Here is a 16,450-nt window from a genome sequence, read left to right as displayed (position 1 = left end):
GTCAGGCGTTCATGAAGTCGCTCGGCTGCAGGGGCCGGCCGACGATGCGCACGTCGCCGATCGATCCGACGAACACCTGGTCGAGCTGTCCGCCGTAGCGGTACCCACCGAGCAACCACGGCTTGCCGATCGTGCTCAGACCGCGGTTCGGCGTGGACGGGTTCCGCACGACCGGACATCCGTCGACGTACAGCACGGTGTGCGTCCCGTCGTTCACCACGGCAACGTGCCACCAGGCGCCGAGCGGCAACTCGTGCCCCCAGTTCGTCAGCGATCCGTCCTGGCTCGTCGGGTACACGCACCACTGCAGCTCGCGGTCCCCCGACAGGCTCAGCGTCACGGCGGGCTCGTCCGGGTCGCCGTCGGATCCGGTCGCCTTCCCCACCTGGCCGGCGCTCGAGTACTGCGACAGCAGGGCGCTGAACCCGTTCGCGCTCGGGTCGAACGTGGTCGGCAGGGCGAAGAACGCCTCGACCGTGTAGCCGTGGGGAAACCGGGTCCGGTTGAGCGGAGCCGTGTCGATGGTCTGCAGGTGGTCGCCGCCGGACTTGCCGCCCTGCAGCGCGAGGCTGCCGGCACCCGGCTGGTCTGGATGGTGTGCCGCCGTCCAGCGCAGCGCCCCCGCGACGGCACCGGTCCGGCGGGCGACCACCAGGTCGTTCCCCCGCCCGCTCTGGTCGCGCACCCGCGTCGTCGGCGCGAGCGCCGCCCCGTCCGGGTTGCCGTCGAACCGCCAGTACGCCAACGTCCCCGGCACCAGCATGCGTGCCGCCGGCCGGGAGGCCCGTGGTGCGACCAGCGCGAACCCCGCGAAGCGCGCGTCGAAGTCCACGGCCATGGTGAAGCGGTCGACGTCGCCGCTGAGCGCGGTCTCCTGTGCTGCGAGCTCGTTCGCGTCGCCGAGTCCGCCGGCGAGCAGGAAGGGCGACAGCGTCTCGACGTCGATGACGTTCCGCTCGACATCGACGTGGTACAGCCGGATCATGGCCGCCCCGCCGTAGTAGCGGTTCTGGTAGTTGGTCAGGTGCAGCGCGACGTCGTGCCCCACGGCGTTCTTCGCCGTCGTGCGTCCCGGCCCCCAGTAGTGCCCGTTGAGCGTCAGGAACACCTGGTCGTGCTTCGTGATGAAGGAGTCCCAAAGCTGCTGCCCGTAGGGGTCGAACGCCGCCCCGCCGCTGGCGTCCGAGTCGACGAGGGCGTGCGTCGTGAGGATCACCGGAGCGTGCGGCCGGACCGCGAGCACGGAGCTGGCCCAGGCGAGCCCGCTCGCACTCGTCCGCCAGTCGAGCGCCAGGACGACCCACTCGCGGCCGGCCGCGGTGAACCGGTGAGCGGTGTTGTACCCGTCCGGGCTCGAGCCGATCCAGCCGGGGGCCTTCCGGAACCGCTGCGGACCGAACACGTCGAGGTACGGGGTCCGGCCGCGCTGGTCGTCGGTCGAGGGATCGACGTCGTGGTTGCCGGCGAGCACGCTGTAGGGCGCCCCGGCTCGGTCGAGCACGTCGAAGACCGCACCGGACGCGCGCATCTCGGACGCCGCACCGTTCTGGGTCAGGTCGCCGAGGTGGACGAGGAACACGATGTTGTGCCGGGCCTGCTCGCGGACGACGTACTCGAGCGAAGCCCGCATCGGCGCCGGGTCGACCGCGGCGCCGTCGAACATGTACTGCGTGTCCGGCATCACCGCGACGGTGAAGCGCGGCGAGGTCGTGTCCGGGCGCCACCGTCCGGTGTGTCCGCGCACCACCGCAGCCTGAGCGGCCGCGACCGGTCCGCCGAGCACCGCCGGAGCCACGGCGGGTCCCGCGGTCAGCGCATCGGCGACGGCCGGGGCGCTGCCGAGGCCGTTCGACGCCACGAGACCGGCGGCACCGGCGAGCCCGGATCCGACCAGGAAGCCCCGGCGGGAGACCGGGATGCGCTTGCTGCGCTCTCCGGCGTGGTCGTCGGTGCCGTCGCGGTCGTCAGGGCTGTTCTCCACAGCACCGCACCGTACGGATCGCGGGGGAACGCCCCGGGTCCGTTCCGTGAACCCCAGACCGGCTGCGGCTGCCGGTTCGGTGTGGACCGGTGAGGGCTCCTACAGCTTCTCGATCGGGGCGATCTTGATGAGGAGCTTCTTGCGGCCCGCGGAGTCGAACGCGATCTCCGCGATGCGCTTGGCACCCTGCCCCGTCACCGCGGACACCGTGCCTTCACCGAAGTCGACGTGCTTGATGCGGTCGCCCGGGACGAGTTCCATGTCGCCGTTGTCGCGCACCTGCCCGGACACCCGGTTCGCCCACTCGGTCTTCGGGCGGGTCTTCGAGGCCGCCGCTGCGCGGTCGTACGAGCCGCCACCCCAACCACCACCGCCGCGGTAGCCGCCACCGCCGCCGCCGAAGCCGCCGTCGCGCTTGGCGTTCAGGGCACGGGGCTGCGTGCCACCGCGGCTGTTCGCCATGCCCGGGGACTGCTTCCACTCGATGAGCCCCTCGGGGATCTCCTGCAGGAAGCGCGAGGGCATCGCCACGTTGACGTCACCGAACTGGGCACGGGTCATCGCGAGGGACAGGAACAGGACCTTCTTGGCGCGCGTGATGCCCACGTAGAACAGCCGTCGCTCTTCCGACGGCCCGCCGGGTTCGTTGGCGGACATCCGGTGCGGGAGCAGGTCTTCCTCGACGCCGGTCAGGAACACCGCGTCGTACTCCAGACCCTTCGCGGTGTGCAGCGTCATCAGCGAGACCGTGCCCGAGGAGTCGTCGAGCTCGTCCGCCGCGGCGACGAGCGAGACCTCGGTCAGGAAGTCCGACAGCGTGCCCTCGGGGTTGTTCTTCTGGAACTCACGCGTCACGGCCACGAGCTCGTCGATGTTGTCGGCACGGGCCGCGTCCTGCGCGTCGGGCGACTTCCGCAGGTTGTCGAGCAGCCCGGAGCCGTCGAGCAGCTGTGTCAGGGTGTCGACCACCGGCTGCGACGGGGCCTTCTCGGACACGGAGTCCAGCAGCGCCGCGAACTCGGTGATGGCGTTCCGCACCTTCGGTCCGAACCCGAGCTCGCCCGCGTGTCGCAGGGCGTCGCGCATCGTGGTCTCGTGCTCGTCGGCGTAGCGCTGCAGCGTGGTCTCGGTGACCGAGCCGATGCCGCGCTTGGGCACGTTGAGGATGCGGCGCAGGGCCATCGGGTCGGCCGGGTTGGCGACGGTGATCAGGTACGCCATGGCGTCCTTGATCTCGGCGCGCTCGTAGAACTTCGTGCCGCCGAGCACCCGGTACGGGATCGCCGCACGGATGAAGATCTCCTCAAGCGCACGGGTCTGCGAGTTGGTCCGGTAGAACACCGCCATGTCGCGGTAGTCCATGCCGTCTTCCCGCAGGCGCTGGATCTCGTCGGCGACGAACTGCGCCTCGTCGTGGCCGGTGTACCCGGTGAAGCCGACGATCTTCTCGCCGGCACCGACGTCGGTGAACAGGCTCTTCGCCTGGCGGTCGAAGTTGTTCGCGATGACGGCGTTCGCCGCGTCGAGGATGTTCTGCGTCGAGCGGTAGTTCTGCTCGAGCAGGATCGTCTTGGAGTTCGGGAAGTCCCGCTCGAACTCGACGATGTTGCGGATGTCCGCCCCGCGGAAGGCGTAGATGGACTGGTCGGAGTCGCCGACCACCGTCAGGGACGCGGGGGCGATCGAGCCGTCGGTCTCGCGCATCCGGGCGACGTGCTGGCCGGAGTCCTCGAGCTTGTCGACCTGTTCGACCGGTACCGGGCGGGTGAGCTCACGGATCAGGGCGTACTGGGCGTGGTTCGTGTCCTGGTACTCGTCGACCAGGATGTACCGGAAGCGGCGCTGGTACAGGGCGGCGACGTCCGGGAAGGCGCGGAACAGGAACACCGTCTGCCCGATGAGGTCGTCGAAGTCGAACGCGTTCGCCCGCCGGAGTTCGTTCGTGTAGCGCCGGAACACCTCGGTGAACATGACCTCTTGCGGGTCGTTCACGTTGATGTTGCGCGCGTAGGTGTCGATGTCCTGCAGCTCGTTCTTGAGCTTCGAGATCTTCGACGCCGCGGCGCCGACGGTCAGCCCGAGGGAGTCGGCCTCGAGCTCCTTGATGATCCGCTTCAGCAGCGCCTTGGAGTCGGCGGAGTCGTAGATCGTGAACGACTGCGGGAACCCGAACCGTTCGGCTTCGCGCCGCAGGATGCGCACGCACGCCGAGTGGAAGGTGGAGATCCACATCCCCTCGGCCTCGCCACCGACCAGGGCCCGGACGCGCTCGCGCATCTCGGCGGCGGCCTTGTTCGTGAAGGTGATCGCCAGGATCTGCGACGGCCAGGCTTCGCGGTTGGCGAGCAGCAGCGCGATGCGGCGGGTGAGCACGCTCGTCTTGCCGGAACCGGCGCCGGCAACGATCAGCAGGGACTCGCCGCGGTACTCGACGGCTTCCTTCTGCTGGGGGTTCAGACCCGCGGTGAACGGGTCTTCGTACGCGCGGGCACCGGCGCCCGGCTCGGGCGTCGATTCGAAGGGGTCGAGCACGATCGTCATGTCCGGGACAGTCTAGGCGGGACCCCCGACAGCAGACCGGGCGAGCACCGCCAGGTCGGGGTGGTCGGCGAACACCCCGTCGAGTCCGGTGCGGATCACGGACGTGAACCACCGCTCCCAGTCGCCGAAGGCCGCGACGTCGCCACCACGACGCAACGGCGACGGCAGGAACCGGTTCTCCGGCCGGAGGGTCCACGTGTACACCGCGAGTCCAGCGGCGTGGGCACGGTCGACGATCGCGCTGCGCACCGGCGTCGGGTCGTCGAGCGCGACGCTGTCGACGCCGGCCATCAGGGTGCCGAGGTCGACGCTGATGCCGTGGAACTCGGTCGCGAACGACGCGAGCGCGTCCTCGGAGCGCTCGGCGGCGTAGGTGGGGGCGAGCGACCCGTGGGACGCGACCTCGTCCGCGGCGCTGCCACGGGCCTCCTGGAGGTACACGAGCCGGCCACCGGTCCCCCGCTCGCGCAGCTCCCGCAGCACGCCCTTCTCGAAGCTCTCCACCGTGAGCCGCTCGTCCTGCCGCCACCCGGCTTCGCCGAGCGCGGCGTCGACGAGTGCACCCATCGGGAACCCGGCGCGGTCGAAGTACGCGGCGTGCTTCACCTCGGCGACGAGCCCGACCGGGCGGGGCGCCGCGTCGAGGATCGCGAGCAGGTCGACGAGCCGCAGGATCGGCTGCGCACCGTCGTGCTCGGCGGATCCCGGCCGCAGCACCGGCAGGCGCTCGCGGGTGCGGAGCGTCTGCAGCTCGGACCACGTGAAGTCCTCGGTGAACCAGCCGGTCAGGGTCTGCCCGTCGACGGTCTTCGTCGTGCGCAGGTGCCGGAACTCGGGGTGGTCGGCGACGTCCGTGGTACCCGAGACCTCGTTCTCGTGCCGGAGCACCAGAACGCCGTCCTTCGTGGGCACCAGATCCGGTTCGATCGCGTCGGCGCCGAGCTCGATCGCGAGGTCGTACGCGCTCCGCGAGTGCTCGGGGCGGTAGCCGGACGCACCGCGGTGGGCGATCACGAGGGTCATGGCGCGACCCTACTTGCCGCGGGTGACCAGCGGGGCGCCTGTGTCGCGGGACACACGCGTCGCTCCGGCGGCCGTCGTTCCCAGCGACGGCGCCGAGCATCACCGCATGACCGTCCGTTCGCTCTCCACCGCCGTCGAGGCCCGGATCGACCGGGCTGCACGCCGTCTGCTCGACGCCGGGCACCAGCCGCACCGGCCCGTCCGGCTGTTCGTCACCGAGTTCCTGGTGTTCGGCGCGAAGCAGGCCTGGGCGTGCGCGTTCGGGGCGATGCTGCTCGCGACCATGGCCGTGGTGCACCTGACCGTGCCGGCGGCGATGCGGAACGACGTGCTGACCATCGCGGCCGTGCTGCTGCAGGTCGGCATGCTCGTGTTCGGGCTCGAGACCGTGCGTGAGTTCCGGGTCGTCCTGCTGTTCCACGTCGTCGGCACCGCGATGGAGGTGTTCAAGACCCACATGGGCTCGTGGACCTACGAGCCGGGCGGGCTGTTCGTCGTCGCCGGGGTGCCGCTGTTCTCGGGGTTCATGTACGGCGCGGTCGGGTCGTACATGGTGCGGGTCTACCGGCTGTTCGACCTGCGGTTCGACCGGTACCCGCGGCAGTGGATGCTGGCGGTCGTGGCGGGCGGGATCTACCTGAACTTCTTCGGCCACCACTTCGTCGCCGACGCCCGGTACGTGCTGCTCGCGCTCGTGCTGCTGCTCTTCGCCCGCACGACCATGCACGTGCGGATCCACCGGGCGACGCTGCGGATGCCCGTCCTCGTCGCGATGGCCCTCGTCGCGGTCTTCATCTGGGCGGCCGAGAACGTCGCGACCTGGGCCGGGGCGTGGAGCTACCCGGCGCAGCTCGCGGTGTGGCAGCCGGTGGCGCCGACGAAGATCGTGGCGTGGTTCCTGCTCATGACGATCTCGGTCGCGCTCGTCACCTGGCTCTACCCGGCGCTGTCGTCCGGACGGGCGGACTCGGCTGGCTCGACGGCGGACTCTCGACGTCCTCGGGGCGCGCGTGCAGCGGGCGACCCTAGGCTTCCCTCGACGGGGCCCGCTGGGCCCGCGTCCGCTCGCCGCGAATCCTCAGCCTTCCGCGACCGAGCGCCCCTAGGCTGAGAGGACTCGAATCTCCTAGGAAGAGGACACCATGGCCTTCAAGCCCGGTTTCGACCAGTCCCCCGCCTTCAACGCACAGGGGGCAAACACCTGGGGCGGGCGCGGTGCTGGTCAGCAGCAGGCCGGCTGGGGACAGACCCCGCAGCAGGCCCAGGGCGGCATGACCCCCGAGCAGCTGCAGTACATGTACGACCGCCCGACCGCGTCCGCGGTGGACACCGACCGCATGTCGTACGAAGACACCATCGTCAAGACGCTGCTCGCGTTCGGCGTGCTCGTCGTCGGCGCAGTGGCCGGTTGGAACCTGCCGCCGGTCGTGTGGATCGTCGCGGCGGTCGTCGGCCTCGTGCTCGGCCTCGTGAACACCTTCAAGAAGAAGCCGTCACCGGGCCTGATCCTGACGTACTCGTTCGTCCAGGGTCTGTTCGTGGGTGGCATCTCCGGCGCGTACAACTCGATGTGGGGTGGCATCGTCACTCAGGCGGTGTTCGGGACGCTCGGTGTCTTCGCCGTGACGCTCGCGCTGTTCGCATCGGGCAAGGTCCGCGCCACACCGAAGGCCACGCGCTTCTTCCTCGTCGCGATGGTCGGGTACATGGTGTTCTCGCTCATCAACCTGGTCCTGATGTGGACCGGCGTCACGGACACCGCGTTCGGTGCCCTCGGGATCACGATCTTCGGCATCCCGCTCGGCGTGATCATCGGCATCCTCGTCGTGGTCATGGCGGCGTACTCGCTGATCCTCGACTTCGACCAGATCCAGACCGGCGTCCGTCGTGGTGCTCCCCGCATCTACGCCTGGACAGCGGCGTTCGGCCTGATCGTCACGATCGTCTGGCTGTACCTCGAGATCCTGCGCATCCTCGCCATCCTCGCGAGCAGCTCGCGCAACTAGTACCACCGCACACGCGAAGGGCCCCGGCACTGCCGGGGCCCTTCGTCGTTCCCGGGCCGGCGGCGACAGTGGGACCCAGTGGTCACAACACCCCGCCGGTCGCCCGCCGAGTGGTCACGAAGCGTCGCCCGGGCCGGGGCCAGCCGACACTTCCTGACCACTCGGCACGGGGCCCGCGGGGTGTTGTGACCACTCGACGGCCCCCGTGAGCACCCACGAACACGGCTCCGGCAGCGCCCACGCCCGCACCTCCGCGACGCACCCCCGCACGCACGAAGGCCCGGCACGCGTGACGCGTACCGGGCCTTCCGTGACTCAGGGGAGCCCTACTCCCACTCGATCGTCCCCGGCGGCTTCGACGTGACGTCGAGCACGACCCGGTTGACGTCGGGCACCTCGTTCGTGATGCGGTTCGAGATCTTCGCGAGGGTGTCGTACGGCAGACGCGTCCAGTCAGCGGTCATGGCGTCCTCGGACGAGACCGGACGGAGCACGATCGGGTGCCCGTAGGTCCGGCCGTCGCCCTGCACGCCCACGGAACGGACATCGGCGAGCAGCACGACCGGGCACTGCCAGATCTCCTGGTCGAGGCCGGCTGCGGTGAGCTCCTCGCGGGCGATCTTGTCGGCGGCGCGGAGCAGCTCGAGGCGGTCCTTCGTGACCTCGCCGACGATGCGGATGCCGAGCCCCGGGCCGGGGAACGGCTGGCGACCGACGATGACCTCGGGCAGCCCGAGCTCGCGGCCGACCGCACGGACCTCGTCCTTGAACAGGGTGCGCAGCGGCTCGACGAGCTCGAACGTCATGTCCTCGGGCAGGCCGCCGACGTTGTGGTGCGACTTGATGTTCGCGGTGCCTGCTCCGCCGCCGGACTCGACGACGTCGGGGTAGAGGGTGCCCTGCACGAGGAACTTGACTTCGGCATCGGAGTCGGATGCCTTGGCCTCGAGCACGAGCGCCTCGGCCGCGCCCTCGAACGTGCGGATGAACTCGCGCCCGATGATCTTGCGCTTCTGCTCGGGGTCGCTCACGCCGGCGAGGGCGTCGAGGAACTGCTGCTCGGCGTCGATCGTGATGAGCCGGACACCGGTGGAGGCGACGTAGTCCTCTTCCACCTGCTTGCGCTCGTCGGCACGCAGGAGCCCGTGGTCGACGAAGACGCAGGTGAGCTGGTCGCCGACGGCCTTGTGCACCAGGGCTGCGGCGACGGCGGAGTCGACACCCCCGGAGAGCCCGGCGATGACCCGTGCGGAGCCGACCTGCTCGCGGATGCGGGCGACCTGCTCCTCGATGACGTTGCTGGAGTTCCAGTCGCCGGGCAGGCCCGCGGCACGGTGCAGGAAGTTCTCGAGCACGGCCTGGCCGTACACGGAGTGCTTGACCTCGGGGTGCCACTGCACGCCGTAGAGCTTGCGCTCGTCGGACGCGAACGCCGCCACGGGCGTCGACGCGCTCGAGGCGAGCACCTCGAACCCGGCCGGTGCCTTGGCCACGGAGTCGCCGTGCGACATCCACGTCACCTGGTCCACCGGCTGGTCGCCGAGCAGGGTGCTGGTGCCGGGGGCGAGCGTCACGTCGGTGGCGCCGTACTCGCGCAGACCGGTGTTCGCGACCTCGCCACCGAGGGCGGTCGCCATGGCCTGGAAGCCGTAGCAGATGCCGAGCACGGGGACGCCGAGGTCGAGGATGTCACCGTCGAGGGACGGCGCGCCTGCTTCGTACACGGACGACGGACCACCGGACAGCACGATGGCCGCCGGGTCCTTGGCGCGGATCTCGTCCGCGGTGATGGAGTGCGGCACGATCTCGCTGTAGACGTTCGCTTCACGGACCCGACGCGCGATGAGCTGCGCGTACTGGGCCCCGAAGTCGACGACGAGGACGGGACGCTGTTCGGTCTCGCTCACCGAGCGGCCTCCTTCTCACGCTGCTGGGCAGCGATCAGCTCGTGGTAGGTGTCCATGGCCCGCTGCTGCATGCGGTGTTCGACCACGAAGGACATGAACGGGATGATGCCCCCGAGGGCGATGAGCAGGAAGCGCGACGGCCTCCAACGCATGATGCTCCACAGACGGAAGTCCGTGAAGAGGTAGAGCACGTACAGCCAGCCGTGGGCGATGAGGATCGCGATCGACAGGTTGAACGTACCCGGGGTCTCGCCCGCCGTGCCGTTGGGCACGAAGAACGGGCCGTTGCCGAGCTGCATCTCGAGCTGCAGCGGCGTGTACTTGATGATGACCTCGACCACCAGGGCGAGCAGCAGCACACCGGTGATGTACGCCGAGACGCGGTACCACTTCACCGCCCCCGGGATCTTGGGGATGTCACGGGTTCGGACGGTCAGGGCCATGCCGGCAATCCTACCGTTGCAGCACGTCGGCTTCGGTGGCGAGCGCTGCCTCGCGCTCCTCTTCCTGCTCGCGCTCCCAGGCGTCCTTCACGAAGCGGTACCAGAGGAACACGGCGAAGCCGGCGAAGACGACCCACTCGATCGCGTAGAACAGGTTGAGCCAGTCGAACTGGACCTCGCGCGACGGTGCACGGTCGGCGATGGTGCCGAGGTCGGCGGCCTTCGCGGTGGTGCCGTCGGCGACGACGTACCCGAGGTACATGCGGTCGTCGAAGGCCGGCCAGGTGTTCACGAACCGGGCGGGGGCGACTGCGGAGTACTTGCCCTCCTTGTAGGCGTCCTGGTCGGGCGACTCGGCCGGGTAGTAGCGACCCTGGATCGTGAGCGTCTGCCCGTCCGCCAGGCGCTCACCCCCGGCGACGGCGGCCGACCGCTGGTCGGACCACCCGATGACGACCGGGAGGCTCGCCCCACCGTCCGAGTCCACCAGGTGGCCGACGGTCTGGTACTCGCCACCCCCGGTGCGGCCGGTCAGGACGGTGGTGTCGTCGGCGACGAAGGTCCCGGTGACGGTGACCTTCTGCCCGGCGAGACTCTCGCTGACGGGGCGCTCGGGGGTGGTGACCGCCTCGAGCGTGCGGCGGGTCTCGGTGGTCGCCGGCAGGGGTTTGCCATTGGCGATCGAGCGCTCGAGCTGCCACTTGCCCAGCCCGGCGAACACCGCCGCCAGCACGAGCGCCAGCAACAGCAGCGCGATCCACCTCGGTCGTCGGGCAACGGCCCACATCTGTATCAGTACTCCGGATCACGCTGTCGGACCGGGCGCTCGGGGCGCTCGGCGGGGATCTCGACCGGCGACGTCACGGGGGCGGACGTCGGCTCGGACCCCTCATTGTCTCGCTCGTCCCTGCCAGCAGCCTCGACGAGGGCGAACTCCTCGGCGAACTGGCGGTCCCGCTCGGCCTTCCGCGCCGCGGCGGTGGCGTCCGCCTCGGCCTCGGCCGCTTCGGCGCTCTCGGCTGCGGCTGCGGCGGCGACGGCACGTCGGCCGCCCAGGCGTCCGCGCAGGCGGATGAGCCGACCCGGGCGCACCACGAGGCGGCCGATCCGGTCCGAGTTCACCGCGAGCAGCGGCCCGAGGACGGCCATGCAGAGGACGTAGAGGCCCGCGAAGGCGGTGATCCGCGCCTCCAGCCCGGCGGCAGCCGACAGCGTCGCGAGGATCAGCGCGAACTCGCCACGGTTCACCAGGATGACGGCGGTGTTGATGCCCTGTTGGACGTTGAAGCCGTTCATCCGGGCGACGATCTGCCCGGCGACCGCATTGAGCACGACCGTCATGCCGATCGCGCCGAGGACGGGCCAGAGCACCTCGCCGAAGGTCGACAGGTCGAGGCCGAGCCCGAAGTTGACGAAGAAGAACGCGGCGAAGACGTCGCGCATCGGCAGGGCGAGCTGTTCGATGCGATCGCGGTACCGGGTCGCTCCGCAGAGCAGGCCGATGACGAAGGCACCGATCGCGTCGGTCACGCCGAGCAGGTCGCCGATGCCGCCGAACATGACCGCGAGTCCGAAGAACAGCACCGTGAACAGCTCGTCGTCACGGGTGGCGAAGATCTTCGAGACCCACTTGCCCGCGAAGCGCGCGAGCGTGAACATCACGATGAGGAACCCGAACGCGAGTGCGAGCTTGCCGACGACGGCCCAGACGTTGGTGTCGCCGGACAGCACGACGGAGACGATCGCCAGGTAGACGGCGATGAAGACGTCCTCGATCACGGTGACACCGAGGATCATCGGGGTCTCGTCGTTCGCCAGGCGCCGGAGCTCGATGAGCAGCTTCGTCACGATGGCGCTCGAGGACGTCGCCGTCATGCCCGCGATGATCAGGGCTTCCCGGGTGCCCCATCCGAGCGAGAACCCGAAGGCGAACCCCACGCCCATGTTGATGACGACGTAGGTGCCGCCGGACACCAGGAGTTTGCCCGCGTTGCCGTAGAACTCCTCTTGGTCGAACTCGAGCCCGAGGTTGAACAGCAGCAGGATGAGCCCGAACGTCGCGATGAGCTCGATCGTGTGGGACTCGACGCTCAGCCCGAACCACGGCGTGTTCGGACTCGCAACGAGTCCGACCACCATGTAGATCGGGATGGCCGGCAGACCGATGGTCTTGCCGAGCCGTCCCAGGACGTAGGCGATGACGAAGAGCACACCGATGGTGAGCAGCTCACCACCCAGGTGCATGCGCTAGCTCTTCCGCGGGGCCTCGGCCGATGCGGCCGCAAGCTCTCCGCTGCGGTAGAAGGAGAACGCCTTGGCGACCTTCTCGGGGGATCCGGCGACGACGATCGTGTCCCCGGGGAAGACGACGAAGTCCGACGAGGGCGCCGGGTTGGCGCTGTCGCCACGGACCACGGCGACGACGGTCAAACCGATGAAGCCCGAGTCGTGCAGGTCGCCGAGGGGCTTGCCCGCGATGGCGTCGTCGTAGTCGACGGAGAACCAGTCGATGGACAACCCCGGGATCTCGTCGAGCTTGTCGAGGCCCTCGGTGATCCGGGTGCCACCGAGCAGTTCGGCGAGTGTGTGCGCTTCGTCTTCGCTGAGACGCAGCGAGACCTTCTCGGACTTGTCCGCCCCGTCGGAAACGTCGGCGAACGAGATGAGGTCGGAGTGACCCGACCGGTGCGTGATGACACCGCACTTGCCACCGTCGTCGGTGTAGAAGCTGTGCAGCACGCCGACTCCGGGGAGTTTGACGCGATGGACGTCGACCATGATGGCTCCCTCTTCGAGTACCCCCATGCTAACCATCCGGTGGTCCCACGCATTCCGCGCACTACTGTTCTGTGGATGGGGAGATCACGGATCGTCGTCGCCGTCGTCGGGGTGCTGGTCGTCGCGCTGTACGCGGCACTGCTGGCGGTGAACGCACTGGTGCTGGACCCGCTCGCCGCGGTCCCCGGTGCGACCCTGGCCGAGATCCACGCCGAGCTCACGCAGCAGGGCTTCCACGTGCAGACCGACATCGTGGTCGTGATCGCGCTGGCCTCGGTCGGGGTCGTGCTCGCCGCCGGGCTGTCGGTGCTGCTGCTCGTCACCCGAGCACCGACCCACGTCATCGCCGCGGTGCTGCTGGCCGTGGTCGTGCTCGGTGGTCCGGCGTCGTTCTGGAGTGGGTTCGCCCTCGGGATGGACGTCGCGGACGGCTTCGGTACCGACGGTGGTGACCACACGATCTGGGCCGGCGTGCTGTACGTGACGAGCCTCGTCGCGCTCATCGCGATCCCGGTGGTGCTCGTGGTCGGCCAGGCGGCGCACGCGCGCCGCGCCGCCGTGCGGGCGCGCGCCGTCTGACGGACGCACCACGGGCCTCCAGTCCGGTCTTCCGGCCTGGAGGCCCGTGCGCGTCCGCGACGCCGGTCGCGTCGGTGACGACTCGCTACTCCGACTCGCTACTCCGGCTCGCTCGTCTTCTCGCCGATGACCTGCTCGTCGGAGGCCTTCGCGCCCTCGGCGCCGTCCGAGCGGCCGCCGCCCACGACCACGTCGTCCTCGTCGAAGCCGAAGGCGATGTCCGGGGCCTCGAGCCGCACGCGGTCCGCGCTCTCGTCGTCGGGCTGCAGCTGCGACTCCCGTTCCGCGGCGACGCGCTTCAGGTAGTTCGACACCTCGTGCTCGGTGGTCTCCTGGTCCCACCCGAGCACGTCCGCCATGAGCTTCGCGGCGACGGGCGCTGCTGACTCGCCGCGGTCCCAGGCCTCGATGGAGATGCGGGTGCGGCGGGCGAGGACGTCCTCCAGGTGCAGGGCACCTTCGTGCGAGGCGGCGTAGACGACCTCGGCGCCGATGTAGTCGTCGGCCCCCGGCAGCGGCTCGGCGAGCGCGGGGTCCTGCTCGACGAGCTGCAGCACCTCGGTCGCGAGGGTGCCGTACCGGTTGAGCAGGTGCTCGATGCGGACCTTGTGCACGTTGCAGCTCCGCGCGGTGCGGGCACGTCGGTTCCACGCGGCGGGGTAGCCCTCGGCGCCGAGCAGCGGGATGTCCTCGGTCGTCGACTCCGGGATCCTGCCGTCCATGGCCGCGACGGCCTCGTCGATGGCGTCCTTGCCCATCACCCGGTAGGTGGTCCACTTGCCGCCGGCGACGACGACGAGCCCGGGCACGGTGTGCGCGACGACGTGCTCGCGGCTGAGCTGGGAGGTCTGGTCCGACTCCCCCGCCAGCAGCGGGCGGAGGCCGGCGTAGACGCCCTCGACGTCCTCGCGGGTCAGCGGGACGGCGAGCACCTTGTTGACGTGCTCGAGGATGTAGTCGATGTCCGCCGCGGTCGCTGCCGGGTGCGCCTTGTCGAGGTACCAGTCGGTGTCGGTCGTGCCGACGAGCCAGTGCCGGCCCCACGGGATGACGAAGAGCACGCTCTTCTCGGTGCGCAGGATCATGCCCGTGTTCGACTGGAACCGGTCACGGGGGATGACGAGGTGGACGCCCTTCGACGCCCGCACCTTGAACTGGCCGCGGGTGCCGATCATCGCCTGGGTGTCGTCGGTCCAGACACCGGTGGCGTTGACGACCTGCTTCGCGCGGATCTCGAACCGTTCGCCGGTCTGGATGTCGTGGGCCTGCGCGCCGACCACGCGCTCCCCGACCTTGATGAACCCCTCGATGCGGACGCGACTCGCCGCCTCGGCGCCGTACGACGCCGCGGTGCGCACGAGCGACGCGACGTAGCGCGCGTCGTCGACCTGGGCGTCGTAGTACGTCATACCGCCGACGAAGGCGTCCTTCTTGAGCCCGGGCATGTTCTTGAGCACCTGCTTCCGGCTGAGGTGCCGGTGGTGCGGGACGCCGGGCGGACGGCCGCCGGACCAGCTGAACACGTCGTACATCGCCATGCCGATCCCGATGTAGAAGCGCTCCCACACCCGGTGGTTGAGCGGGTAGAGGAAGCGCACGGGCTTCACCAGGTGCGGGGCGATGCGCTGGAGCAGCAGGCCGCGTTCGATGAGGGCCTCGCGGACGAGAGCGAAGTTGAGCTGCTCGAGGTAACGGATGCCGCCGTGCACGAGCTTGGACGAGCGGCTCGACGTGCCGGAGCCCCAGTCGCGGGCCTCGACGATGCCGACGCTCAGGCCGCGGGTCACGGCGTCGAGCGCACTGCCCGCCCCGACGATGCCGCCACCGACGACCAGGACGTCGAGCTCCTTGGTCTTCAGGGTCTCGATCGCGGCCGCGCGTTCGTCCGGTCCGAGCTTCGCCGCGGGGTCGAACCCCACGCCGGGCGCGACGTCACGCGGACGTCCGGCCGTGCTGGTCTGCTTCGTCGTGCTGGACTTCGCCATCGTCGCCTCCGGGTCACGGTCGGCGCCGAGGCGTCACCCGGGTTCGTGCCCGGGTGCCACCGTCACTGGTGGTACGGCGCCACGACCACTTCTACTCGCTGGAACTCCTTGGCGTCGGAGTATCCGGTCGTCGCCATCGATCGGCGCAGGGCACCGACCAGGTTGGCGCGGCCGTCGTGGGTCGGCGTCGGACCGTTCAGGACGTTCTCGAGCGGGGCGATCGTGCCCACCTGGACACGGCGCCCGCGCGGCAGCTCGGGGTGGTGCGCCTCGGCACCCCAGTGGTAGCCGCCACCCGGGGCCTCGGTCGCACGGGCCAGTGCGGTGCCGAGCATGACGGCGTCCGCACCCACGGCGATGGCCTTGACGATGTCGCCCGCGGTGTCGAGCCCGCCGTCGGCGATGACGTGCACGTAGCGGCCGCCCGACTCGTCGAGGTAGTCACGACGGGCACCCGCGACGTCGGCGACGGCGGTGGCCATCGGGGCGTGGATGCCGAGCGCGGCGCGGGTGGTCGACGCTGCGCCGCCACCGAAGCCGACGAGCACGCCGGCGGCGCCGGTGCGCATGAGGTGCAGCGCCGACGTGTACGTCGAGGCACCGCCCACGATCACCGGGACGTCGAGCTCGTAGATGAACTTCTTGAGGTTGAGGGGTTCCTCGGTCTGGGAGACGTGCTCCGCCGAGACCGTGGTGCCGCGGATGACGAACAGGTCGACGCCGGCGTCGACGACCGTCTTCGAGAACTCCTGGGTGCGCTGCGGGCTGAGCGAGCCGGCGACCGGCACCCCGGCTGCGCGGATCTCGGCCAGGCGTGCGGTGATCAGCTCGGCCTTGATCGGCTCGGAGTAGATCTCCTGCATGCGCTTCGTGACGTTGCCGTCGGTGAGCGACTTGATCTCGTCGTAGTACGGGGTCGGGTCCTCGTAGCGGGTCCAGAGACCTTCGAGGTCGAGCACACCGAGGATGCCGAGCTCGCCCATCTGGATGACCGTCGCCGGCGAGGACACGGAGTCCATCGGCGCCGACAGGATCGGCGACGCGAACGTGAACGCGTCGATCGACCACTGCACGTTGACGTCGCGCGGGTCACGCGTCCGCCTGGAGGGGACCACCGCGATGTCGTCGAACGCGTACGCCCGACGTCCGCGCTTGCCTGCACCGATCTCGACTTCGCTCACTCCGACAGCCTACCGGGCGGGCTCTG

The 16,450-nt window shown here is 69.9% G+C and carries 13 protein-coding genes; 3 read left to right on the top strand and 10 right to left on the bottom strand.

Translation table 11 applies throughout. The annotated features are described in order from the left end of the window. Window position 1 precedes the first annotated feature (1 nt). The 3 genes from H7A73_RS09415 to H7A73_RS09405 form a co-directional block, all read right to left on the bottom strand. Entirely contained in the window at window positions 2-1,981 is a 1,980-nt protein-coding gene (locus H7A73_RS09415) for a LamG-like jellyroll fold domain-containing protein (RefSeq protein ID WP_182065732.1), read from the bottom strand. A gap of 99 nt (window positions 1,982-2,080) precedes the next feature. Continuing rightward, window positions 2,081-4,522, bottom strand: a complete 2,442-nt coding sequence (locus H7A73_RS09410) for an ATP-dependent helicase (RefSeq protein WP_182065731.1) — start codon at window positions 4,520-4,522, stop codon at window positions 2,081-2,083. A gap of 12 nt (window positions 4,523-4,534) precedes the next feature. After that, complete coding sequence (locus H7A73_RS09405; RefSeq protein WP_182065730.1) at window positions 4,535-5,545, bottom strand: glycerophosphodiester phosphodiesterase family protein; 1,011 nt, start codon at window positions 5,543-5,545, stop codon at window positions 4,535-4,537. 106 nt (window positions 5,546-5,651) lie between these two features. Between H7A73_RS09405 and H7A73_RS09400 the strand changes: the two genes are divergently transcribed. Together H7A73_RS09400 and H7A73_RS09395 are read left to right on the top strand one after the other, a co-directional pair. After that, entirely contained in the window at window positions 5,652-6,656 is a 1,005-nt protein-coding gene (locus tag H7A73_RS09400) for a DUF817 domain-containing protein (protein WP_182065729.1), read from the top strand. Between the two features lie 31 nt (window positions 6,657-6,687). Beyond that, on the top strand, window positions 6,688-7,551 hold the full coding sequence (locus tag H7A73_RS09395) for a Bax inhibitor-1/YccA family membrane protein (protein WP_182065728.1): 864 nt from the start codon (window positions 6,688-6,690) through the stop codon (window positions 7,549-7,551). A 326-nt stretch (window positions 7,552-7,877) separates the two neighbouring features. On the opposite strand, the gene guaA is transcribed toward H7A73_RS09395, so the two are convergent. From guaA to H7A73_RS09370, 5 genes are read right to left on the bottom strand one after another with little or no spacing between them, the layout of a single operon-like run. Continuing rightward, window positions 7,878-9,458, bottom strand: a complete 1,581-nt coding sequence (gene guaA, locus H7A73_RS09390) for a glutamine-hydrolyzing GMP synthase (protein ID WP_182065727.1) — start codon at window positions 9,456-9,458, stop codon at window positions 7,878-7,880. Beyond that, window positions 9,455-9,901: a DUF3817 domain-containing protein gene (locus H7A73_RS09385; RefSeq protein ID WP_017885467.1), complete on the bottom strand. Its 447-nt coding sequence runs from the start codon at window positions 9,899-9,901 to the stop codon at window positions 9,455-9,457. Before H7A73_RS09385 ends, guaA begins: the two co-directional genes overlap by 4 nt. Before the next feature lie 10 nt (window positions 9,902-9,911). After that, window positions 9,912-10,646: an SURF1 family cytochrome oxidase biogenesis protein gene (locus H7A73_RS09380; RefSeq protein ID WP_182065726.1), complete on the bottom strand. Its 735-nt coding sequence runs from the start codon at window positions 10,644-10,646 to the stop codon at window positions 9,912-9,914. Between the two features lie 47 nt (window positions 10,647-10,693). Further along, a complete protein-coding gene (locus H7A73_RS09375; protein WP_027466692.1) occupies window positions 10,694-12,145 on the bottom strand; it encodes a cation:proton antiporter in 1,452 nt (483 codons plus the stop codon). 3 nt (window positions 12,146-12,148) lie between these two features. After that, window positions 12,149-12,679 (bottom strand): cation:proton antiporter regulatory subunit, encoded by a 531-nt coding sequence (locus tag H7A73_RS09370; protein WP_017885470.1) that lies wholly within the window; start codon window positions 12,677-12,679, stop codon window positions 12,149-12,151. A 75-nt stretch (window positions 12,680-12,754) separates the two neighbouring features. Here H7A73_RS09370 and H7A73_RS09365 point away from each other — a divergent pair, with 75 nt between their 5' ends. Further along, entirely contained in the window at window positions 12,755-13,258 is a 504-nt protein-coding gene (locus H7A73_RS09365) for a hypothetical protein (RefSeq protein WP_182065725.1), read from the top strand. A 98-nt stretch (window positions 13,259-13,356) separates the two neighbouring features. On the opposite strand, the gene H7A73_RS09360 is transcribed toward H7A73_RS09365, so the two are convergent. Continuing rightward, on the bottom strand, window positions 13,357-15,243 hold the full coding sequence (locus H7A73_RS09360) for a glycerol-3-phosphate dehydrogenase/oxidase (RefSeq protein WP_182065724.1): 1,887 nt from the start codon (window positions 15,241-15,243) through the stop codon (window positions 13,357-13,359). A 62-nt stretch (window positions 15,244-15,305) separates the two neighbouring features. Then, entirely contained in the window at window positions 15,306-16,424 is a 1,119-nt protein-coding gene (locus H7A73_RS09355) for a GuaB3 family IMP dehydrogenase-related protein (RefSeq protein ID WP_182065723.1), read from the bottom strand. Window positions 16,425-16,450: the final 26 nt, after the last annotated feature.

The organism is Curtobacterium sp. ME12 (assembly GCF_903970855.1).
GTDB lineage: Bacteria > Actinomycetota > Actinomycetes > Actinomycetales > Microbacteriaceae > Curtobacterium > Curtobacterium poinsettiae_A.
The sequence above is the reverse complement of the archived record's forward strand: the minus strand, read 5'-3'. Positions and strand labels throughout refer to the sequence as shown.

What these genes read in the sequence shown, in the direction of transcription:
- H7A73_RS09360 (WP_182065724.1), bottom strand. Translation starts at nt 15,243, where the DNA reads ATGGCGAAGTCCAGCACGACGAAGCAGACCAGCACGGCCGGACGTCCG.
- H7A73_RS09400 (WP_182065729.1), top strand. Translation starts at nt 5,652, where the DNA reads ATGACCGTCCGTTCGCTCTCCACCGCCGTCGAGGCCCGGATCGACCGG.
- H7A73_RS09370 (WP_017885470.1), bottom strand. Translation starts at nt 12,679, where the DNA reads ATGGTCGACGTCCATCGCGTCAAACTCCCCGGAGTCGGCGTGCTGCAC.
- H7A73_RS09410 (WP_182065731.1), bottom strand. Translation starts at nt 4,522, where the DNA reads ATGACGATCGTGCTCGACCCCTTCGAATCGACGCCCGAGCCGGGCGCC.
- H7A73_RS09385 (WP_017885467.1), bottom strand. Translation starts at nt 9,901, where the DNA reads ATGGCCCTGACCGTCCGAACCCGTGACATCCCCAAGATCCCGGGGGCG.
- H7A73_RS09365 (WP_182065725.1), top strand. Translation starts at nt 12,755, where the DNA reads ATGGGGAGATCACGGATCGTCGTCGCCGTCGTCGGGGTGCTGGTCGTC.
- H7A73_RS09375 (WP_027466692.1), bottom strand. Translation starts at nt 12,145, where the DNA reads ATGCACCTGGGTGGTGAGCTGCTCACCATCGGTGTGCTCTTCGTCATC.
- H7A73_RS09405 (WP_182065730.1), bottom strand. Translation starts at nt 5,545, where the DNA reads ATGACCCTCGTGATCGCCCACCGCGGTGCGTCCGGCTACCGCCCCGAG.
- H7A73_RS09395 (WP_182065728.1), top strand. Translation starts at nt 6,688, where the DNA reads ATGGCCTTCAAGCCCGGTTTCGACCAGTCCCCCGCCTTCAACGCACAG.